A 21,475-nucleotide genomic window follows, 5' to 3' on the forward strand; every position below is an offset into this window, starting at 1 on the left:
AGGCAACCGCTAGAAAAAACCGAACTGCCGCAGAGCTGCGACACTCGCCCATTCCTACGCCGGTACTAACCGGATCAGGTTCTAGGGGTTTATGCCGATAGCAAGTCTCAGGCTACAAAGTGAGCCACCCCCTGGGACGGGCGCAATTATACAGTTTTCGGCCGACAGGCCAAGATTTATACAGGGTTGTACACGCTGACCGGGGAAAACGACTATTCCCCCTGAGAATCGACGGTCACTACGGTGTAGGGGACATCTATTTAATCCGGTGCTCACTCTGGGCTACCGGGTGGTTTCGAATCACGAAGCCGAGTTGCAGGCCTGACGGGTCAAGTCAAAAGTCGGCGACACAGAGTCGAGATCATCCGGCAGCCCCCGCAGGGCGCGGGTTGCCGCCGCCCAGTGCGGTGTTGACGAACTTGAAAAGACTCGACCGGACAGGTTCGTCATTTCGCTGCATCCGTCGCCTTGCACTGAACAACGGCAACACTCGCGCAGAGCCGTGCAGGATTAAATAGATGTCCCCTGTAGCGACAGGCGTCATCAAATTCCACTTGAATTCCGCAGTAAAAGACTCAATTTTATAGTCATAGATTTCGTGATTAAGCGCTTATAACAACTCGGGAGAATCCGCTCATGTTGCGCATTGCATTATTCCTGGCCACTAACCTGGCCGTTATTTTTATTGCCAGCATTACGCTGCGATTATTGGGCTTCGAAGGCTACATGAACGCCCAGGGGCTGAACTTCGGTGCCTTGCTGGTGTTCTGTCTGGTGTTCGGCATGGTCGGCTCGTTTATTTCCTTGCTGCTGTCCAAGTGGATGGCCAAGAAAGGCATGAACGTGCAAATCATCGACTCACCGCAGAACGCCGGTGAGCAATGGTTGCTGAGTACAGTACAGGAGCTGTCTCAGAAAGCCGGTATCAAAACCCCGGAAGTGGGTATTTTTGCATCTCCGGCGCCTAACGCGTTCGCCACCGGCTGGAACAAGAACGACGCACTGGTGGCAGTTTCCACCGGTTTGCTGCAACGCATGGACAAAGAACAGGTAAAAGCCGTGCTGGGCCACGAGATTGGTCACGTAGCCAACGGTGACATGGTGACACTGGCGCTGATTCAGGGTGTGGTGAACGCCTTTGTGATGTTCTTCGCCCGCATCATCGGTAACTTCGTCGACAAGGCGATTCTGAAGAACGAAGACGGCCCTGGTATTGGTTTCTTCGTTGCGACTCTGGTTTCTGAACTGGTGCTGGGTATTCTGGCCTCGTTCATTGTTGCCTGGTTCAGCCGTCGTCGTGAGTACCGTGCCGATATCGCCGGTGCCGACCTGGTCAGCCCGGTAGCTATGATCAGCGCATTGGCGGCGTTGCAGGACGCCTACGACCAACCGTCCGAGCTGAACGGCGAACTGGTGGCCTTTGGTATTCGTGGTGAAGGCAAGCTGTCTGCACTGGCGGCGTCCCACCCACCACTGCCAGACCGTATCAACGCCCTGAAGCAGCGTTACGGCGTGTAATTCGTCTGGCGTCTGGCGTCTGGCGTCTGGCGTCTGGCGTCTGGCGTCTGGCGTCTGGCGTCTGGCGTCTGGCGTCTGGCGTCTGGCGTCTGGCGTCTGGCGTCTGGCGTCTGGCGTCTGGCGTCTGGCGTCTGGCGATCAACATCGTAAACGCCAGACACAAAAAAACCGCCACTCTTGCGAGGGGCGGTTTTTTATTACCCGAAAGTCAGGTCGCAGATCAAACGTCAGCGATGGACTTCAGTGGGTAGTTGGCAGGCAGTTCGGAAACGCCAGCAACACCGGTTTCGATTGCAGCTTGAGCAACGGCACCGGAAACAACACCCAGCAGACGGGAATCAACGGCTTTAGGAATGATGTAGTCCTTGCCGAATTCCAGAGAGTCCAGACCGTAAGCGTCCAGAACTTCCTGAGTCACAGGCTCTTTCGCCAGCGCAGCCAGTGCCTTGGCAGCAGCCAGTTTCATTTCTTCGTTGATGCGCTTGGCACGTACGTCCAGAGCACCACGGAAGATGAATGGGAAGCCCAGTACGTTGTTTACCTGGTTAGGGTAGTCAGAACGGCCAGTTGCCATGATGGCGTCTGGACGTGCTTCTGCAACGATCTCCGGCATGATTTCCGGAACCGGGTTGGCACAAGCGAAGATGATCGGGTTTTCAGCCATGGTAGCGATCTGTTCGCCAGTTACCATGTTTGGACCAGACAGACCCAGGAAGATGTCGGCACCGTTCAGTGCGTCGTCGATGGTGCGCTTGTCGGTATCAACAGCGAACATGGACTTGTACTGGTTCAGGTCGTCACGACCGCTGTGGATCACGCCTTTACGGTCACACATGAAGATGTTTTCTGGCTTCATACCGGCCAGGATCATCAGCTTGGAGCAGGAGATCGCTGCAGCGCCAGCGCCCAGTACGGCCATTTTGGCGTCTTCGATCTTCTTGCCAACCACTTCCAGTGCGTTCAGGGCACCGGCAACGGTCACAATCGCAGTACCATGCTGGTCGTCATGGAATACCGGAATGTCACACTGCTCGATCAGGGTGCGTTCGATTTCGAAGCACTCAGGAGCCTTGATGTCTTCCAGGTTGATGCCACCGAAGGTGTTGGCAATGCGACGTACGGTGTCGATGAACGCTTGTGGGCTTTCGCTTTCCACTTCGATATCGATGGAGTCAACGCCAGCGAAACGCTTGAACAGCAGGGACTTACCTTCCATTACTGGCTTGGAAGCCAGCGGACCCAGGTCGCCCAGACCCAGAATCGCAGTACCGTCAGAAATTACGGCAACCAGGTTACCCTTGGCGGTGTATTTGTAGGCATTCTCAGGATCGGCGGCAATTTCCTTTACCGGCTCAGCCACACCTGGGCTGTAGGCCAGTGACAGGTCGCGAGAGGTCGCTGCAGGCGTGCTCAGCTCAACGCTGATTTTGCCTGGCTTTGGAAATTGATGGTAATCCAGAGCTGCTTGCTTGAAATCTTCTGACATAGTGCTCATCCAGTCGTTTTTTGTGTTGTGAATACCTCACGACCGCTGCCTAACACCATTGTCTAACTGGACAGCGGGCAAAGAGGGGCATCTTTAATAACAAAAAGAAATTGGCTTTTCCACTAAATCAATGGAAATGGTGACTATAAGCAGAACAGACATTTATGCCCATTTTTCACAGCTCAGTTGGTAGAAGTACCTACAGGGAAGCGTAATGTCACTCTTAGTCCCGGTTCGCAATTGCGGGCATATACATTTCCTGAATGGAGTTCCGCCACGCGATAAACCAGCGCCAGACCAAGGCCGTAACCGGAATCAGAGCCGATTTTGGGACTGCGAGCCGGGTCAATCTGGGTAAATGGCGTGAAAATACGCTCCAGCATGTCGTCTGGCACCCCTGGACCCTGATCCTGAACCGAGATTTCGACCCACCGTTCGTGCTGTTGCACGCTCAGGGTCAGCACACCGCCTTCTGGCGAAAAACGGATGGCATTACGCAGCAGGTTGTCGACCGCCCGCTCTACCAGCATCCAGTCCCAGTGGCAGGCATCAAGATCGGTCTGAATATCGGTGTTGAGGGTCAGCCCCTTGTCGTCGATTTCCACTTCGGCATCCATCAGCCAGATTTTGACGTGATGGGCCGGGTTGTCGGTTTCGGCCTGCAATTGCCCGGCGTTGAGCTGTGCCAGCCGGGCCAGATCGAGAATCTGGGCAATCAGGCCATCCACCTGCTCGACCGCCCGTTCAATGCGGTCGTGTTCTTTCAGCACAATGCCATCGGTGTCTTTTTTACGAGCAATGCCCAGTGCCATTTGCAATCGGGTCAGCGGCGAGCGCAGTTCGTGGGAGACATCCCGCAGCAACTGTCGTTGGCTTTGCAGCAGCCGGTTGGTCGCCCCGGCCATGCTGGCCACTTCAGCGATCAAGACACCAATTTCATCGTGACGGTTCTCATCAGCACCCAGCTCGGACACGTCGAAGTTACCCTGCGACATTTGCCGCACTACACGCTGCAAACGCCGCATCGGGTGCGTCAGGCTCCAGACCAGCGCGAAACACAACAGGGTCACGACCACAAACACCACAATCGGCAGCACCCAGCGCCGGTTGTCGTCGAGGAAGTTCGACCAGGCCTGACGGGAAACCCCCATATACAGGTAATTGCCGCTTTGCACTGGCCCCAGCATTAGCCAGCCATCGTTCTGGCCGTACATCACCTTGCCTTCCAGTGCTGCGGTATCGGCAAACTCTTCGAGATCGTGGGGTAACTCACCGACCCGGTTTACCTGCACCGACACCAGATTCCAGCCAGGCTGCAATTGGCTCCAGAGCATGCGACCTTCGGCCATGATCGGGGGTTGGCGTTCAATCAGCGATACCAGCAAACGGGCATCGTTCTGGGAGGCGGGTTTGATAAAGTCGTTGGAGAGCCAGTCGCTGGTCACGACCGCAACGGCCATTGCCAGCGACAACGCCAGCCAAAACCAGAGAAACACCTTGAGGTACAGGGATTGATACCAGCGTACTCTTTTCTGGCCTGGACTGACGGTTTTCATAACATGGAAGGAATCAGGATTTCACCAACAGGTAGCCACGGCTGCGCACGGTCTTGATCCAGTCACCACCATCGATACGGCGGCCCAGTTTCTTGCGCAGGTTGCTGACGTGCATATCAATCGAACGGTCGTAAGCCATCAACGCACGGCCCAGTGCCGCCATCGACAGGTTATCCTTGCTGACCAGTTCACCGGCGTGTTCCATCAGGCATTGCAGGACACCGAATTCGGCGCCCGTCAGGGTCAGGTGTTCGCCACTGATGGAAACACTGCGATCGGTCGGTTTGAGGGTCAGGTCGCCCACCGCCAGAATGCCATCGTCACTTTCGTGAGCAGGCTCGCCCGCCAGCTCAATACGGCGGAACAGGGCACGAATACGCGCCACCAGCTCATGGTGATGATACGGCTTGGCAATGTAATCGTCGGCGCCGTGTTCCAGACCCAGCACCCGATCAACGCTTTCGCCACGGGCAGTCAGCATGATCACAGGAATGGTCGACTCAACACGCAATTTGCGCAGCAGTTCGAAACCGTTTAACCCCGGCAACATAACGTCGAGCAACACCAGATCGTAACGGTCGCTGAGGGCTTCCGTCAGGCCGGTTTCACCGTCGTGTACGGCGTTAACTTCAAACCCTTCCATGGAAAGGTATTCTTGCAGCAGTTCGCCCAGTTCAACGTCATCGTCAATAAGCAGTATAGATTTCATCATGATCCTCCGGCCGCCAGTCTAGGCGCTATCCGGTCTATCCCAAATCGGGTTTACGATAATTTGCAACGACCCGCGCAGTGTCGCGCAAGCCGGGTTAATGATCCATTAAGGTTGCCATCCAGCGGCTTTGCGGGCGGGTTTCCAGGGCGATTTTCACCACCATGGTCAGCGGGATCGACAACAACATCCCCACCGGCCCCAACACCCAGCCCCAGAATACTAACGACAGAAACACCACCAGCGTTGACAAGCCCAGGGTTCGACCCATCATTCGAGGCTCAATCACATTGCCAAACAAGGTGTTGACCACCATGTAGGTAATGATGGTGGCCAGTGCTTCCGCCGGGCCGAGCTGAATCAGCGCAACCAGTACCGCTGGCACCGCTGCAATAATGGAACCGATATTGGGGATATAGTTCAGCAAAAATGCCACCAGTGCCCACATCGGCGCGTAATCCACCCCGATGATCCACAACACCAGACCAATACTGACCCCGGTGCCCATGCTCATCAGGGTTTTGATGGCCAGATACCGTTGCACCAGTGCACTAAAGCGTTCGAAATTGCTTAACGCTGAGGTGTGTTCACCGAACGCCCGTTTCAGCTTGTCCGGCATGCCCGAGGCTTCCATCAGAATAAAGATCACGGTGAACAGAATCAGGAAGGCATTGGTGAGTACACCGCCCAGGCCATTGAAGACAGTGGCGACCGCGTTCATGGCCACGCCCGGATTGATGTACTCCTTGAGAACATTTTTGGGCACGTCGATGCCAAAGCCCTGCACCCAGTCGATGGTTTGTGAAAACAGGGACTGCAGTTTGGTTTCGTAGGTTGGCATGTCCTGATAGAAAGCATTAATAGTCCCCCCCAGAAACATCGCCAGCGCCGATCCCAGCACCAGAAAACCAACGACCAGTATCAGTACGGCCAGAATGCCCGGCACGCCACGGCGCCCCAGCCAATGCAGCAGCGGCGCACTCATCACCGCAATGAACACCGATAACAGAAACGGCACAAGCATGTCTGCCGCACTTTTGATACCCGCAATAACGATAATGGCGGATGCCAGCGTCAGTAATACACTGCTGGCCAATTGAGTATTATTCGACACGTTCCACTCCATGATGCATGGTCGATCTTTAGCATTTCTCCACGGAAGGTACATCACTCCCATGAAATTCGCACCACAGATACTTTCCCGCTGCGGCAGACTTGGCAAAGGTAATTTACTCGCGTATAGTCCGCGACCTTCTGCGGAAGTGGCGAAATTGGTAGACGCACTGGATTTAGGTTCCAGCGCCGCAAGGTGTGAGAGTTCGAGTCTCTCCTTCCGCACCATTCCTGATTTCAGGGGCCGGTTATGATTGGCTTTCTGATCCTGCTGTTTTTTCTTGTTGCTGGCATGTTCGCCCAGCAAACCCTGTCATTACCCATCCCGGCATCCATTGCTGGCATGTTGCTATTGATGACGTTTTTGCTGTTACGCGGCTCTGTGCCTCAGTCGTTGCGCCAAACCACCCAATTTTTGGCCCCCTGGTTGCCGATGTTTCTGGTGCCCGTCAGCGTTGGCATTGTGATGCACAAGCAGCTGCTGGCGGATCATGGACTGATGCTGCTGATGATTCTGACCGTCAGTCTGATTCCCGGTGTACTGGTGTGCGCGGCCTGCATGCACATCGGTGTTGCTGCGAAAGTTGCCGCGAAAGAAAGCAACGCCAGTGGGGAGAACGACCAATGATGACCCTGCTGCAAACCCCGCTGTTCTGGGCCATGCTGTCCATTGCCGCGTTTGTTCTGAGCCAGCAAGCCTATCTGAAGCTGCGCAAGCCGGTGTTCCTGCCACCGATTTTGTTGGCCATCGTGATCCTGATTGCGGTGCTACTGCTGACCCATACCGATTACGCCGTCTATATGGAAGGCGGCCAGTACCTGCACGACATGCTCGGCCCATTGATTGTGATGCTGGCGGTACCGCTCTATCAGCAGCTCAAGCACATGAAAAAACACTGGCTGCGGATCATGCTGGCAGTATCCTGCGGCAGCCTGACCACCGTACTGGTGGCCTGGGGCATGACCGTTTGGCTGATTGGCGACCCGCTGATCAGCACCACCATGGTGACCAAGTCGATCACAACGCCGGTGGCGGTCGCTATTACCAACCAGATTGGCGGCAACGCCTCGCTGGCGTCAGGTTTTGTAATTATTACCGGAATCCTCGGTGCCGTGCTGATTGTGCCTATACTGAAACTGCTCAATATGAATCAGCCAGCAACGGCGGGGTTGAGCCTGGGAGTGTGCGGCCATGCCATTGGCACCGGCCGGGCACTGGAACTGGGCGAAACCGAGTCGGCCTATGCCGCCATGGCCATGACCCTGACGGCCACCCTGCACGCAATTTTACTGCCCTGGCTGATGCTGTGATGCCCTTGTTTGGCCGCTGACGTTCTGCCGTTCAGGGCCTGCTTGGGCACTTTAACCAGAACCAGCCAAGGGATTGCCATGTCACTTGTAGCCCGTCAGCTCGTGCTGTTGCTGACCCTGTTTCTGATTGCCACGGCCATGATGGCAGTCAGTATCTTCGACATTCTGGATCAGGCTGAAAAGCTCAACGGCCTTGATGACGCGGTGTCGATGCTGGCGGCCGCCCTGATCCTGATGTTTCTGGCTGGGCTCGCCAGTCTGGTGTTGTTTTCCGGCTACTGGCGCAAAAACCGCCACCACGTACTACGCAAGGGATTCAGCTGGGACCACGTCAATGGTCTGGTGCTGCACATCAACAGTAAACAACAGATTCTGGATGCCAACCCCCAGTTCGAACAGCTGTTCGGTTTACGCAAGGGGCAGTCATTGAACCAGCTGCAAGCGGGCGACGAACGACAGGAAGTCGCCAAGCAGCTACGCCATGCCCTTACCACTCAATCCATGGTGCAGTTTGAAGTCAGCTTGTTGGATCAGGCCGACGAATGGACCCGTTGGAGTGTGGTTGCCCGCCCCTGGCAAAACGATGAGCACCGTGCTGGCAAAGGCCAGACCGACTGCCTGCTGCTGACCGCCGATGACATCAGCATGCGCTTTTTTGCCGAAGAACAATTGCGCGAAGAACGCCAACGGCTGTCGACCTATATCGACACCATGCAAACCCTGCTGATTGTGTGCAATCAGGACGGGCTGGTATTACACACCAACCCGGAAGCCCAAAAACGTTTGCAGCTGCCCGAACACCAGATCAAAGGCTACCCGTTAACCTACCTGTTGCCGAGCCATGCCAGCACCATTCTGAACCAGCAGTGGCAGAACCTGCTCAGTCGCGCCAGCGGCAGCCTGACCACCGAGTTTCCACTGATTACTTCCACCGGCAAACAGCACATCATTCGCTGGCGCATGACGGTACTGAAACTGTCAGGCCAAACCCAGGTGCTACTGGCAGGGCTGGATATTTCTGAGGACGTTGCCAACAAGGAAGCGCTGGAATCCGCCAACATCAAGATTCGCGAAGCGCTGGCCCAGGCAGAGCAGGCCAACCGCTCCAAGTCGGTGTTTCTGGCCAACATGAGCCACGAGATTCGCACACCGATGAACGGCATTCTGGGTGCTTCCGAACTGGCACTGGACACCGAGTTGGACGAAGACCAACGCCACTATCTGGATATTATCCACAGCAGCAGCCATGCCCTTCTGGATATTCTGAACGACATTCTCGACCTGTCGAAGATTGAATCCGGCAAGCTGGAGCTGGAACAGATTGAGTTCGACCTCGACACCCTGCTGACCGAACTGCATGCGCTGTTTCGGGAGCCTGCCCGCCGCAAAGGACTGGATCTGGTGTATTTGTACAGCGGTGACTTACCGGTGTTCTGGCTTGGTGATCCCAAGCGCATTCGCCAGATCATCACCAACCTGATCAGCAACGCCATGAAGTTTACCGAGCAGGGCCGTATCAGCATTCGGGTCGATGGCCAACAGGATGACAAGGGCCAGCAGCACCTGAACATTGCCGTCACCGATACCGGCATTGGCATTCCACCCGAGAAGCAGCAACAGATCTTTTCTGCCTTCCGTCAGGCCGACAGCAGCACCAGTCGCCGCTTTGGTGGTACCGGTTTGGGGCTGACCATTTGCCGTTACCTCGCTCGCGCCATGCAAGGTGAAGTCAGCCTCCACAGCGTGCAGGGCGAAGGCAGCACCTTTACCCTCTCCATCCCGCTGACCGCAGCGCAACATCAGCAGTCTTCCGCGATGGCTGCCGAAGCCAAACGTCATGCACGCCTGAAAGGTTCGGTGCTGCTGGCTGAGGACAATGACGTTAACCGCCGGGTGGCAGTGAAGATGCTGGAGAAACTCGGTTTGCACTGCACCGTGGCGGAAGATGGTCTGGCAGCGGTGCAAGCCGTTCAGAGCCAGCACTTTGATCTGGTGTTAATGGACATCAACATGCCGGTGATGGATGGTATTACCGCCACCCGTCGTATTCGCGAATCGGACATGCCCAACAACAACCTGCCGATTCTGGCGCTGACCGCCAACGCCATGATGGAAGATCGCCAGCGCTGTTTGCAGGCCGGCATGAACGGGTTTATCAGCAAACCCATCAAGGTCGATGCCTTGCGCATCGCCATTGCCGAAGCCCTGCCACGACTAACGTTCAATTAATCCAGGAGGCCCTCTCATTATTCGCAGGGCCCTGGCGGCGCTTACAGCACCTCGCCTTCAAACTGCCCCGCCAGCCAGCTGCGCGCCAACGACAACGCCGCCAGCGCCCGGCCTTCGGTGAAATCGTCGCGGGCAAACAAGGCATCCAGCTGATCCAGTGGCCACGGCACCAGCTCCAGCGGCTCTGGCTCATCGCCTTCCAGCCTGGATGGCGTCAGCCCGCGAGCCAATACCACATCGATGCCGCCACTCATGTAGCTGGGCGACAGACTCAAGCGCTTGAGATAAACAAATTCACTGGCGGCAAAGCCAATCTCTTCCTGTAATTCCCGGTTACAGGCATCACGGATGGTTTCGCCCATATCCACCGCGCCCTTCGGCAGCGTCAGGGTGTAGTCATCAATACCGCCACCGTATTCACGGATCAGAGCGACCTGATTGTCGTCCATCAAGGCCACCATCATCACAGCACCATGACCGCCGGAGACCAACCGCTCATAAGTGCGCTCGACGCCATTACTGAATTGCAAATCAACCGACTCCACCGTAAACAAACGGCTACGGGCGACAACAGAACGGTGCAGAATTCGAGGTTTTTTATCCATATCAGCCACGCTTACAATAACCTCACATGAAAAAGTAGGTGAGCGGAGTATAACCCCCATGACTGTAATCGACTGGCAGCAGATTGACATCGTACTTCTGGACATGGACGGCACCCTGCTGGACCTGCACTTCGATAACTATTTCTGGCTCACCCACGTTCCCGCTGAATACGCCCGCCTGCACAACCTCAGCCTTGATGACGCCCTGACCGAACTGAACAAAAGCTTTATTGGCCTGCGCGGCACCCTCAACTGGTATTGCCTCGACCACTGGACCGAGCTCACCGGCCTGCCCATCGCCGAGCTGAAGAAAGACGTCGCCAACAAAATTGACTGGCGTCCACACACCCGGGAATTCCTGACCCGCCTTGGCGACATGGGCAAACGCCGGGTAATTGTCACCAACGCTCACCGCGACAGCGTCGACCTGAAATTGCTGCACACCGGTCTGGACCAATACGTCGATCGCATCATCAGCTCCCACGATTACCGCGAACCGAAAGAAAGTCAGGCATTTTGGCAGCACCTGAGCCGCAACGAAGCCTTTCAACCCGACCGTGCCCTACTGATTGATGACAGCCTCGCTGTGTTAGAATCAGCGCAACGCTGGGGCATCGGCCAACTGTTGGCAATCCAGCACCCGGACAGCGCCAAACCGGCTCAGCCGCAGGATCGCTTCCCCGGCATTCATCATTTCGACGAACTGGACATACTCAGGGGACATCTATTTAATCCTGCACGGCTCTGCGCGAGTGTTGCCGTTGTTCAGTGCAAGGCGACGGATGCAGCGAAATGACGAACCTGTCCGGTCGAGTCTTTTCAAGTTCGTCAACACCGCACTGGGCGGCGGCAACCCGCGCCCTGCGGGGGCTGCCGGATGATCTCGACTCTGTGTCGCCGACTTTTGACTTGACCCGTCAGGCCTGCAAGTCGGCTTCGTGATTCGAAACCACCCGGTAGCCCAGAGTGAGCACCGGATTAAATAGATGTCCCCTCTAGGGAGAGTAACGACCGCATGACTGACAACAGCCAGAAGGTACGCCTCGACAAATGGTTATGGGCGGCCCGTTTTTTCAAGACCCGCTCGCTGGCCAAAACCGCCATCGAAGGCGGCAAGGTGCATTACGAAGGCCAGCGCTGCAAGGTCAGCAAAATGGCCGACGTCGGCGATACTCTGCTGATTCGTCAGGGCTTCGACGAGAAAGAAGTGGTCATCAAGGCGTTATCGGAACAGCGCCGTGGCGCCCCTGAAGCCCGCTTGCTTTATGAAGAAACGCCCCAAAGTATCAAGGCCCGAATGGATAAGTCCGAACAGCGCAAGGTGCTGAAAGCCTCGATGCCGACCCCGGACCACAAACCCAACAAAAAAGAGCGCCGCGATATGCGTCGCTTTGAAAAGATCTACCAGGATCTCTGACCCGACAGGTGAATTGAATGACCCAGACCAGTGCGGACCAGCTCCAGCGCTTCTCTTTTGACGACGTTGCGATTCGTGGCGAAGTGGCCCACTTGAATCAGGCCTATCAAGACGTTCTGAGCCGTCACCAGTACCCGCAACCGATTGCTGTGGCAGTGGGTAAACTGATGGCCGCCACCGCGATGCTGAGCGCCAACCTCAAGTTCAAGGGCCGTCTGACCTTGCAAATTCGTCTGCCGGGCAACATCTCGCTGATTCAGGCAGAAACCGACGAACAAGGCCGGTTGCGCGCCATCGCCCGCTACGACGAAAACCAGCCCAGCGAAGAACTGAGCTTTGAAGACGGCCAGATGGTGATCACCATCGAACCGGACCAGGGCCAGCGTTATCAGGGCATCACCCTGATCGAAGGCGGCGACGTTGCTGCCGCTCTGGAAGAATATTTCGTGCAGTCCGAACAGCTCGCCAGCCGCTTCTGGCTGATGTGCGACGGCCAGCAAGCGGCTGGTTTCATGCTGCAACAGCTGCCGTCCAAGCGCACCGACGACGACATTGACGCCTGGGATCGGGTCAGCCATCTGGCCGCCACCATCAAGCAGCAAGAACTGCTGGAACTGGCTAACGAAGAGTTGCTGCACCGCCTTTACCACGAAGAAAACGTGCGCGTGTATCCGGCCAGTGCACTCAGCTTCCATTGCACCTGCTCACGCGACCGTCTGGCCAACGCCCTGCATCAGGTTGGCAAAACCGCCATCAGCGAAATGATTGAAGAAAGCGGTCACATCGACGTTAACTGCGAGTTTTGTCAGCAACACTACCGCTTCGACGAAACCGACATGAGCGAATTGTTCCCTGAGAATAATTTGCATTAAGTGATATAGTACCGCGCCGCGATTGCCTGGCAGGCAACCGCGGCGCGGTACTGAACAGAGAGCCTCTAACACTCGTAAGGTCAGCAGAATAGCAGACTGTTATACGGGTTATTGATCTGGCCAATGGCCAGACACTTAGCGCAAGGCTGGTTTTCTGGCATACTTGCGCGTCTCTCAGCACAAGATCACTCGAAAGCACACGAGTGAATGAACAAAACGACTGGTAATGGCCCACAAGGCCACCGCAACTGCGAGGACCCATCTGGGTATCGATATGACCACTGTATACACGGATTTATCTACGCCTTTTCTGGTAGAACAAGCGATTGCTCGTGGCGAAGGCGAACTGCAAGACAACGGCGCACTGGTAGTAAAAACCGGCGCACGTACTGGCCGTTCCCCGATGGACAAGTTCATCGTTGAAGAGCCAAGCAGCAAAGACGCTATCGACTGGGGCAACATCAACCGTCCATTTGATGCCGACAAGTTCGACGCCCTGTGGGACCGTGTAGAAGAGTTCGTATCCCAGACTGATAGCTTCGTTTCTCACGTCCACGTAGGCTCTGACCCGCAGCACTACCTGGCCGTTAAAATGACCACCCAGACTGCCTGGCAGAACCTGTTTGGCCGTAACCTGTTCATCCTGCCAGAAAGCTACAACCCTTCCGACAAGGAAGAGTGGCAGATCCTGAACGTTGCTGGCTTCGAATGTGTTCCAGAGCGTGACGGCACCAACTCCGACGGTTGTGTGATCGTTAACTTCGCTCAGCGCAAGGTACTGATCGCTGGCATGCGTTACGCCGGTGAAATGAAGAAGGCCATGTTCGGCGTGCAGAACTTCCTGCTGCCAGAAAAAGACGTACTGCCAATGCACTGCTCCGCCAACGTTGGCGAAGATGGCGACGTTTGCCTGTTCTTCGGTCTGTCCGGTACCGGTAAAACCACCCTGTCCGCCGACCCTGAGCGTTACCTGATTGGTGACGACGAGCACGGTTGGGGCAAGGGCACCGTATTCAACCTGAAAGGTGGTTGCTACGCCAAGACCATTAACCTGTCCAAGAAGAACGAGCCAATCATCTGGGACGCCATCCGCTTTGGCGCCATCGTTGAAAACGTAGTGATTAACGAGACCACTCGTACTGCTGACTACGACGACACTTCCCTGACTGAAAACGGTCGTTGTGCCTACCCTCTGACTCACGTTGAAAAGCGTGTTGAAGAGAACATGGCTGGCGAACCAAAAGCCGTTATCTTCCTGACCTGTGACATGACCGGCGTACTGCCTCCAGTGTCCATCCTGAACAACGAACAGGCGGCTTACCACTTCCTGTCTGGCTACACCGCACTGGTTGGTTCAACCGAAATGGGCGGCGTAAAAGGCCTGCGTTCTACCTTCTCTACCTGCTTCGGCGCACCATTCTTCCCACGTCCAGCTGGCGAATACGCCGAGCTGCTGATCAAGCGTGTGAAAGAATTCGACTCCCAGGTGTACCTGGTCAACACTGGCTGGACCGGTGGTCCAAACGGTGCTGGCGGTGAGCGTTTCTCCATCCCGACTACCCGTGCTGTGATCGCTGCGATCCAGACTGGTCAGCTGCGCGGTGTTGAAACCGAAACCGTTCCTGTGTTCGGTCTGGAAGTTCCAACCGCACTGGAAGGCGTTGACAGCAAGGTTCTGAACCCACGCAACGCATGGGCCGATCAGGACAAGTACGACACAGCAGCACAGCAGCTGGCTGGCCAGTTCATCGAAAACTTCAAGAAGTACGATGTATCTGACGCCATCCTGGCAGCCGGTCCTAAGTTGGACTGAGCGCGCTGTTGAGGCCCTGCTCAACTAACCAACGTTAGACTGGGCAACCAAAGAACCGCATTCCCTTAAAAGGGGTGCGGTTTTTTTGTGCCTTCAGAATGCAAATCCGACTTCCATCACAATCCCGTTATACCCTGCCAAGTATCATCCCGCGCGCCAAATAACGATCAGTCACAAACGAACGGCAAGGGAGCAAAACAACATGGCATTTTGGGGAATTCTGATTGGCGTACTCTGTATCGTCGCCATCATCGCACTGGGTATGATTCGCTCGTCACAACGCATGAAAGTAGAACGCATGCGATCCGAACTGGAAGCACAAGGTAAGGACAGCGATGAAATCAATCACCGAATGGACAGCATCCAGTATGACATTCCACAGCAAATTACGCCGGTACTGATTGGCGCCGCCGTACTGTCCTTCATGCTAGGGGCGTTCAACCAGATCTTCTTCTACGCCGAGCCCGGCTACGTCTATCATGTGCGCACCATTACAGGGGAAGAAAAGGTCGTATCCGACGTCGGCTACAACGTCTATCTGTTTGGTCGCTACAACGCCTGGAAACGCTCCATGACGGTACAGGCGGTGGCGGGCCGCTCGGAACGGTTTGATGCCGAAAGCGATCGTTCCGATGCCAGTGCCAGCCTGCCGCCACTGAACATCATGTTTCTTGACCAGGTTGATGCCGACGCCGAAGCGACAGTCCGTTTCTCCATTCCGGAAGACGAACAAAACTTCCTCAAGCTGGCCCACGAATACCGTTCTCCCGAAAACCTGCTGCGCACCGCCCTGATGCCGGCCTTCAAGGAAACCCTGCAAGCCACCGCCTCATTGATGAGCGCGGAAGAGTACTACTCCGGCAGCCGCTCCGAGTTCAATACCGAGTTCGAGAACCAGATGAACAGCGGCATCTACATCGTCCGCCGCGAAGAAGTACTGAAAGCCTCCGGCCGCAAGGTCAAGTCCACCGCTAACGCTGCCCTGGGTGACAACCAGCAGGAATACGGCGACGAAACCAAAATTACCTTTGAAGTGAACAAGGTACTTGGAGAAGACGGCCAACCACGCCGTAAAACCCAAAAATTCACCAACTTCGGCATTACCGTATTGGACGCCCGTGTAACGGACATGCGTCCGAACAGCAAATTTGTTGAACGCATGCAGCTGAAACAAAAAGCATCCGCCGACCGCGCCATTGCCCGTGAACAACGAATTCAGGAAGAAGAACAGCGCCTGCTGGCCATCGCCAAAGGTGAACGCGAAGTAGCGGAACGCCAGGCCCAGGCCAAGGTTGAGCAGATCCAGCGCACCACCGAAGCCGAAACGGAAAAGCAACTGGCCCTGACCAACGCCCAGAAGCTGAAAGAACAGGCTGAAATCGCCAAGGACACCGCCCAGATCGAACTGGAAAAAGCCCGCATCGAAGCCGAAACCCAACGCACTCTGGCCGACGCGGAGGCCTACCAGAAAGAAGTCATTCTGAAAGCGGATAACGCCCTCGCCCAAAAACTTCAGGCGGAAATCGAAATCCAGAAAACCTGGGCCGACGCTTTCGCCCGACGCGCGGTACCCACCAACGTATTTGGCGGTGGTGGCAGCGGTTCCGGTGCTCCGACGGGTTCAGACTCCGAAGTCAAAGCTTTCATGCAGCTGTTAACCCTCGATGCCGCCAAGCGGTTGAGCTACTCGCGTGAGATTGAAGATAAATAAGCCACCTGTTGCCACTCTACACAGGGTAAATCCTGCCAAAGGGCGGGATTTACTCAAAATGTCACTGGTTCGTGCTACCCTAACCCCTGTATATTTAACCATACAAACTGTGTTTTCCAGCGATCACAGAGCCATCGAATTCAGAAGAAACAAGACGGACCCCCTTCCCTATGCTGCTCGAATCCATTGGCCAACGCCTGGCCGAAGAACTCAACATTCGCCCGCAACAAGTCAGTGCCGCTGTAGGCCTGTTGGATGAAGGGGCAACAGTTCCCTTTATTTCCCGTTATCGTAAGGAAGTCACCGGCTCACTCGACGACAGCCAGCTGCGGACGCTGGAAGAACGCTTGCGCTACCTGCGTGAGATGGAAGACCGCCGCGATGCCATTCTCAAAAGCATTGAAGAACAGGGCAAACTCAGCGACGAACTGAAGCGCGACATTCTGGGTGCCGATACCAAAACCCGTCTGGAAGATTTGTACCTGCCATACAAGAAGAAGCGTCGCACCAAGGGCCAAATCGCCATTGAAGCCGGTCTGGAGCCGCTTGCCGATCGCCTGTTAGACAACCCGGATCTGAACCCGGACTCTGAAGCGTCTGCATTTGTTAACAGCGAAAAAGACATTAACGACACCAAAGCTGCGCTGGATGGTGCCAAGTACATCCTGATGGAACGCTTCGCTGAAGACGCCAACCTGCTGGCCAAGCTGCGTCAGTTCCTCAAGCAGGAAGCCACCCTGTCTGTGCGCGTTGTGCCAGGCAAGGAAAACGAAGGTGCCAAGTTCGCCGACTACTTCGAACACGACGAAGCCTTGAAAAGCGTACCAAGCCATCGTGCACTGGCGATTCTGCGCGGCCGTAACGAAGGCGTTCTGAACTTCTCACTGGCGACCGCCGCCGAGCTGGAAGACAAGTTGGCTAGCAGCCCTTGCGAAGCCATGATTGCCGAACACTTTGCCATCAAAAACGAACAGCGTGGCGCCGACCGCTGGCTGGCCGAAGTAGTGAAGTGGACCTGGCGCATCAAACTGCTAACCCATCTGGAAACCGAACTGGTTGGCCAGTTGCGTGAAGTCGCGGAAGAATCGGCCATCAAGGTATTCGCCGACAACCTTAAAGACCTGCTATTGGCCGCTCCGGCAGGCTCCAAAGTAACCATGGGTCTGGACCCCGGTTTGCGTACCGGTGTGAAGGTCGCGGTTGTGGATAACACCGGTAAGGTGGTCGACCACAGCACTGTTTACTGCACCCCGCCGCAGAACAAATTTGCCGAATCCGAAGCCGTGCTGATGGCCATGATCGCCAAACACGGCGTACAACTGATCGCCATCGGCAACGGTACAGGCTCCCGCGAGACCGACAAGTTCGTCGGCGACATGCTGAAGAAGATCAATCCAAAACTGGACGCCAGCCAGAAGGTTCAGAAGATCATGGTCAACGAGGCCGGCGCGTCGGTGTACTCCGCCTCCGAGCTGGCCGCAAAGGAATTTCCGGATCTCGACGTCACCATTCGAGGTGCCGTCTCCATCGCCCGTCGCCTGCAAGATCCATTGGCAGAACTGGTGAAAATCGAACCGAAATCCATTGGTGTCGGCCAGTACCAGCACGACGTGAACCAGAGCCAACTGGCGCGCTCACTGGACGCCGTTGTTGAAGACTGTGTGAACTCGGTTGGTGTCGACCTCAACATGGCCTCCGCGCCGCTGCTGAGCCGTATTTCCGGTTTGAACAGCACACTGGCCAACAACATCGTTGCCTTCCGTGACACTAACGGTCGCTTCAACAGCCGTGACGACCTGAAACAGGTACCACGCCTGGGGGCAAAGACCTTCGAACAGGCGGCAGGTTTCCTGCGTATTATGGACGGCAGCAACCCGCTCGACGCCTCAGCAGTGCACCCGGAATCCTACAAGGTGGTGCAAACCATCGCGCAAGAATCCGGCCGTGACATCAAGAGCCTGGTGGGCGACCGTGGCTTGCTGAAAGCCGTCAACGCCGAGAAGTTCGCCACCGAACAGACCGGTGTGATCACCATCAAGGACATTCTGGCCGAGCTGGAAAAACCCGGCCGCGATCCACGTCCTGAGTTCAAGTTCGCCGAATTCCAGGAAGGCGTCGAAAAGATCTCCGACCTGAAGCCGAATATGGTGCTGGAAGGCGTGATTACCAACGTTGCCGCCTTTGGTGCCTTCGTCGACATCGGCGTACATCAGGACGGTCTGGTACATATTTCAGCCTTGTCTGACACCTTTGTGAAAGACCCACGTGACGTCGTCAAAGCCGGTGACATCGTCAAGGTGAAGGTTATGGAAGTCGACGTACCGCGCCAGCGTATTGGTCTGTCGATGCGCATGAGCGACGACGCCAACGAAAAAGCCGCGGAAAAACTCGGGGGTGGCGACAAACGCAGTCAGTCCCGTCGCGGCGGTAATGGCGGCGGCAAAGGCAATCAGAAAACCTCGTTTGGCGGCAACCAGCAAGGTCAGGGGGCCATGGCGGGCGCTCTGGCAGCAGCGTTTGCCAACGCCAAGAAGAAGTAAGTAAAAACAAAGGCCCCTGCTTGGAATCATCAGGGGCCTTTGGATTACGTCGCTGCTGAAAACGTCCGAATGGTCTTCATCGTCTGCTTGGCAAGCTCACTGTTTGGAAACTCCTGCAACGCCCGTTCGAAGGCAGCAATTGCCTCCTCTCCACGTTCCAACTGCACCAGACAGCTGCCGATATTCACCAGCGCCAATTCCCGATAACAAGGCTTGCTACAAGACAACAGAAACAGATAACGCCCTTTATCGATCCACTGGTGCCGACTGAAAAAATCGTAGCTGTCCTTGAAGTGCTGCATCGCCTGCTCAAAATTCCCGGCATGAGCCGCCGACATACCCGCCCGATGATGCCTTGCGACACCCTTCCGTAAAGCCAGAAACAAAACGAAATAGGCAATGATTGACCATGTGAAGGCATCACCTGTCTGCAACCAGTTAAACAGCGCTTCAAAGCCAAACATCACGGCAAGATGGATAAACAATGTGTACCACGCCACCTGCTGCGTGGTTGGTTTACTGGAAAACATGGCTGCTCCTTAGCCTGCGTCTATCTTGTCGAAGAAGGGCTGGAATCCTTGGTCGAAATCCAGATAGACCTGTTTGAAGTACAGATACTTCTTTTTGATTTGCGGGTATTGATCGATCAACGAGGCCATACGTGCTGGCTCAGTGAACACCAGACGGGCGTATTCATTGAAGTCGTTTTCAACCCCCGTTGTCCCGTAGTCAGAAACAAGCCCCTGTTGATAATAAAACTCTGCCGGTTCAATTTTGACGTCTCCCGCCAAATACCTGGATGTATAGAAAAAGTCTTTTGCAGAAGGATACTCAAATCCAGAGGGCTCCAGATCTCTCCAGGTTCTCACATCAAAAACACTTGAGTGGACAACAAATGAGCTCAGCTCATGATGAAACGTTCCACGGATAAACAGGTCGCTATAAAAATCGTCATCGCCATCCTCGCTGCCAATCGTGATGGAATGCTCAGCTGCGTCATAGGTTCCCGCTGCAGTTATATCACCAGACCGAAACACCTTTGTGAATATGACTTTATTCAACACATTGGCAACAGAACCCGGCAACAACTGTAATTCACCGCCAACAATCTGGCACAGTCGATACATACGATACTCATCGATGTGCCTTTCAGTATTATCGGATGAATGCGAGTCGACGCTGACAATTTCAATACTGCTCTTATATCTAACGCGACAAGGATTTGGCTCCTTCGAATAATCGAGATTAATCACATCAGCGATTCCATACCCATGAATGCCAATGAAGTGCCTTTCATAGGCTCCCAGTCCGATGATAAAAAGGAAGCCTATTAGCAATGACAAGAATAGGTATTTAATCATTTATTAAATCTACCTGATCATTCGACATAGCCATCGTTGGAGTTGCGAGCCCCAAACCTAATCCTAACCATTTAAGGACACTCAGAATATTATCCCGTACAGCCATGTTCAATCTTTCAGCGTGGATAAAAGCCTTATAGAGAACGCGACCAATGGGGCCTTTGCCAAGCTTATACGCCAAGGTTACAAGCCTCGCAGCCGTAGCAATCGCAACAACATCGTCAGCAAATCCAAGACCCGGAATAATAATATCTGTAAGAACAGCTGCACCAATGATGGCCCCAGCCTGTAAAACCAGCTTCCCGGCTTTGGCAAGATCGGCGAATTCAGACTCCAACTGCGCCTTCTCATCTACATGTTGCTTACCGTTGTTACGGAAATTTTCTTTTTCGACTTCGATGGTGATTGTTATCGTTTCATCCGCCGCGACATTATTTATAAACTCCTTACGGGTTTTAAAGGAGGCAGTGCCTCTAATTCCCACATTTCCCCATAGGTCTGTCACCGTCTCTACCTTGATCGTTGTATTGTCATTCAGAAAGTGGGCAGCAAGACCATTACTCAACGTCACTCCTTTTGGCTTGCCTGAGCTGTCGGTATCTACCTTGAATGACGTGTTACTGATGAGCTTTCCAACAACCGTATCCGCTTCTCTGGTTGCCGATAGCTTGATGCTGCCAGAGTCATTGATTGCTACCTGATACTCAGGAGAAAACGTGGTTTTGACCAATACCTTGCCATCAATACTCACTTTGATGACCAGACCACCACGTCGAATGTCCGGATACTGAATTTTGCCCAAATCCACTTCTACTGCCGGAGCAGCCAATACCGAAGCCTTCTTCCTCGCCATTGGCTCGCCACCTTTTGGAGGAGCTGGCTGAGTACAACGCATACGGTCGATCTGTCTGCTTTCCTGAACGCCTTTACCTGAGTGCTCGCGACGGTTGGCAATGATCGCGTCCCGCACCTTCAACATTTTGTTGCGATCCACCGCCTTGGCTTTATTGGCCGCTGGAATCACCAGCTTCTGGCCAACCAGAATCAGGTCAGGGTCCAGAATCACGGTGCCGGTCTCGCACACCACGCGAGGCTGGTTGTTGTAGTTGAAGATCACCGGCCACAGGGTCGGGTCTTTATAGAAACGTTGGGACAAATCCCAGAGGCAGTCGCCTTTCTGGACGGTGTAGTGGATGTTTAGGTCGGCTTGCATTCGGGCATTCCTTGCGCGGTC

Annotated in this window: 19 protein-coding genes, 1 tRNA gene and 1 riboswitch; of the genes, 11 read left to right on the forward strand and 9 right to left on the reverse strand. The window is 54.9% G+C overall.

Translation table 11 applies throughout. The features are described 5' to 3' along the window. Nucleotides 1–34 precede the first annotated feature (34 nt). Nucleotides 35–142, reverse strand: a riboswitch (TPP riboswitch). A gap of 494 nt (nucleotides 143–636) precedes the next feature. Further along, on the forward strand, nucleotides 637–1,518 hold the full coding sequence (gene htpX, locus ACXADJ_RS15290) for a protease HtpX (protein WP_475067473.1): 882 nt from the start codon (nucleotides 637–639) through the stop codon (nucleotides 1,516–1,518). Here the strand turns inward: htpX and ACXADJ_RS15295 are convergent. The 5 genes from ACXADJ_RS15295 to ACXADJ_RS15315 form a co-directional block, all read right to left on the reverse strand. Beyond that, on the reverse strand, nucleotides 1,506–1,679 hold the full coding sequence (locus tag ACXADJ_RS15295; RefSeq protein ID WP_475067475.1) for a hypothetical protein: 174 nt from the start codon (nucleotides 1,677–1,679) through the stop codon (nucleotides 1,506–1,508). The genes htpX and ACXADJ_RS15295 overlap by 13 nt on opposite strands. Before the next feature lie 59 nt (nucleotides 1,680–1,738). After that, nucleotides 1,739–3,004, reverse strand: a complete 1,266-nt coding sequence (locus ACXADJ_RS15300) for a malic enzyme-like NAD(P)-binding protein (protein ID WP_475067477.1) — start codon at nucleotides 3,002–3,004, stop codon at nucleotides 1,739–1,741. Between the two features lie 182 nt (nucleotides 3,005–3,186). After that, a complete protein-coding gene (locus ACXADJ_RS15305; protein ID WP_475067479.1) occupies nucleotides 3,187–4,560 on the reverse strand; it encodes a HAMP domain-containing sensor histidine kinase in 1,374 nt (457 codons plus the stop codon). Nucleotides 4,561–4,573: 13 nt separating this feature from the next. After that, nucleotides 4,574–5,272 carry a response regulator gene (locus tag ACXADJ_RS15310; protein ID WP_475067483.1) on the reverse strand — a complete coding sequence of 233 codons (699 nt, stop codon included), beginning with the start codon at nucleotides 5,270–5,272 and terminating at the stop codon, nucleotides 4,574–4,576. Between the two features lie 94 nt (nucleotides 5,273–5,366). Continuing rightward, the gene (locus ACXADJ_RS15315) at nucleotides 5,367–6,383 is read right to left on the reverse strand and encodes an AI-2E family transporter (RefSeq protein WP_475067487.1); all 1,017 of its coding nucleotides are present in this window, start codon (nucleotides 6,381–6,383) and stop codon (nucleotides 5,367–5,369) included. Between the two features lie 142 nt (nucleotides 6,384–6,525). On the opposite strand from ACXADJ_RS15315, the gene ACXADJ_RS15320 reads away from it, so the two are divergent. The 4 genes from ACXADJ_RS15320 to ACXADJ_RS15335 all read left to right on the forward strand — a co-directional run bounded on the left by ACXADJ_RS15320 (nucleotide 6,526) and on the right by ACXADJ_RS15335 (nucleotide 9,922). After that, nucleotides 6,526–6,610 (forward strand) — tRNA-Leu (locus ACXADJ_RS15320). Between the two features lie 22 nt (nucleotides 6,611–6,632). Further along, nucleotides 6,633–7,010 (forward strand): CidA/LrgA family protein, encoded by a 378-nt coding sequence (locus ACXADJ_RS15325; RefSeq protein ID WP_475067489.1) that lies wholly within the window; start codon nucleotides 6,633–6,635, stop codon nucleotides 7,008–7,010. Further along, entirely contained in the window at nucleotides 7,007–7,693 is a 687-nt protein-coding gene (locus ACXADJ_RS15330) for an LrgB family protein (protein WP_475067491.1), read from the forward strand. Before ACXADJ_RS15325 ends, ACXADJ_RS15330 begins: the two co-directional genes overlap by 4 nt. A gap of 78 nt (nucleotides 7,694–7,771) precedes the next feature. After that, nucleotides 7,772–9,922, forward strand: coding sequence for a PAS domain-containing hybrid sensor histidine kinase/response regulator (locus ACXADJ_RS15335; RefSeq protein ID WP_475067493.1), 2,151 nt, complete (start codon nucleotides 7,772–7,774; stop codon nucleotides 9,920–9,922). A gap of 41 nt (nucleotides 9,923–9,963) precedes the next feature. Here the strand turns inward: ACXADJ_RS15335 and nudE are convergent, their stop codons facing one another. Continuing rightward, nucleotides 9,964–10,527: an ADP compounds hydrolase NudE gene (gene nudE / locus ACXADJ_RS15340; protein WP_475067496.1), complete on the reverse strand. Its 564-nt coding sequence runs from the start codon at nucleotides 10,525–10,527 to the stop codon at nucleotides 9,964–9,966. Nucleotides 10,528–10,585: 58 nt separating this feature from the next. Between nudE and yrfG the strand changes: the two genes are divergently transcribed. The 6 genes from yrfG (at nucleotide 10,586) to ACXADJ_RS15370 (ending at nucleotide 18,880) form a co-directional block, all read left to right on the forward strand. Continuing rightward, on the forward strand, nucleotides 10,586–11,323 hold the full coding sequence (gene yrfG / locus ACXADJ_RS15345; RefSeq protein WP_475067498.1) for a GMP/IMP nucleotidase: 738 nt from the start codon (nucleotides 10,586–10,588) through the stop codon (nucleotides 11,321–11,323). Between the two features lie 219 nt (nucleotides 11,324–11,542). Next, nucleotides 11,543–11,944: a ribosome-associated heat shock protein Hsp15 gene (gene hslR, locus ACXADJ_RS15350; RefSeq protein ID WP_028292187.1), complete on the forward strand. Its 402-nt coding sequence runs from the start codon at nucleotides 11,543–11,545 to the stop codon at nucleotides 11,942–11,944. 17 nt (nucleotides 11,945–11,961) lie between these two features. Next, a complete protein-coding gene (gene hslO / locus ACXADJ_RS15355) occupies nucleotides 11,962–12,816 on the forward strand; it encodes an Hsp33 family molecular chaperone HslO (RefSeq protein WP_475067500.1) in 855 nt (284 codons plus the stop codon). A 226-nt stretch (nucleotides 12,817–13,042) separates the two neighbouring features. Beyond that, the gene (locus ACXADJ_RS15360) at nucleotides 13,043–14,629 is read left to right on the forward strand and encodes a phosphoenolpyruvate carboxykinase (protein WP_475067503.1); all 1,587 of its coding nucleotides are present in this window, start codon (nucleotides 13,043–13,045) and stop codon (nucleotides 14,627–14,629) included. A 202-nt stretch (nucleotides 14,630–14,831) separates the two neighbouring features. Next, nucleotides 14,832–16,340 (forward strand): SPFH domain-containing protein, encoded by a 1,509-nt coding sequence (locus ACXADJ_RS15365; protein WP_475067505.1) that lies wholly within the window; start codon nucleotides 14,832–14,834, stop codon nucleotides 16,338–16,340. A 170-nt stretch (nucleotides 16,341–16,510) separates the two neighbouring features. Then, nucleotides 16,511–18,880 (forward strand): Tex family protein, encoded by a 2,370-nt coding sequence (locus ACXADJ_RS15370; RefSeq protein ID WP_475067507.1) that lies wholly within the window; start codon nucleotides 16,511–16,513, stop codon nucleotides 18,878–18,880. Between the two features lie 44 nt (nucleotides 18,881–18,924). On the opposite strand, the gene ACXADJ_RS15375 is transcribed toward ACXADJ_RS15370, so the two are convergent. The 3 genes from ACXADJ_RS15375 to ACXADJ_RS15385 form a co-directional block, all read right to left on the reverse strand. Continuing rightward, nucleotides 18,925–19,410, reverse strand: a complete 486-nt coding sequence (locus ACXADJ_RS15375; RefSeq protein ID WP_475067509.1) for a tetratricopeptide repeat protein — start codon at nucleotides 19,408–19,410, stop codon at nucleotides 18,925–18,927. A 9-nt stretch (nucleotides 19,411–19,419) separates the two neighbouring features. Next, on the reverse strand, nucleotides 19,420–20,133 hold the full coding sequence (locus ACXADJ_RS15380) for a hypothetical protein (RefSeq protein ID WP_475067512.1): 714 nt from the start codon (nucleotides 20,131–20,133) through the stop codon (nucleotides 19,420–19,422). 100 nt (nucleotides 20,134–20,233) lie between these two features. After that, entirely contained in the window at nucleotides 20,234–21,454 is a 1,221-nt protein-coding gene (locus ACXADJ_RS15385; RefSeq protein WP_475067514.1) for a LysM peptidoglycan-binding domain-containing protein, read from the reverse strand. Nucleotides 21,455–21,475: the final 21 nt, after the last annotated feature.

Source organism: Oceanobacter sp. ABM4_470 (assembly GCF_056158645.1).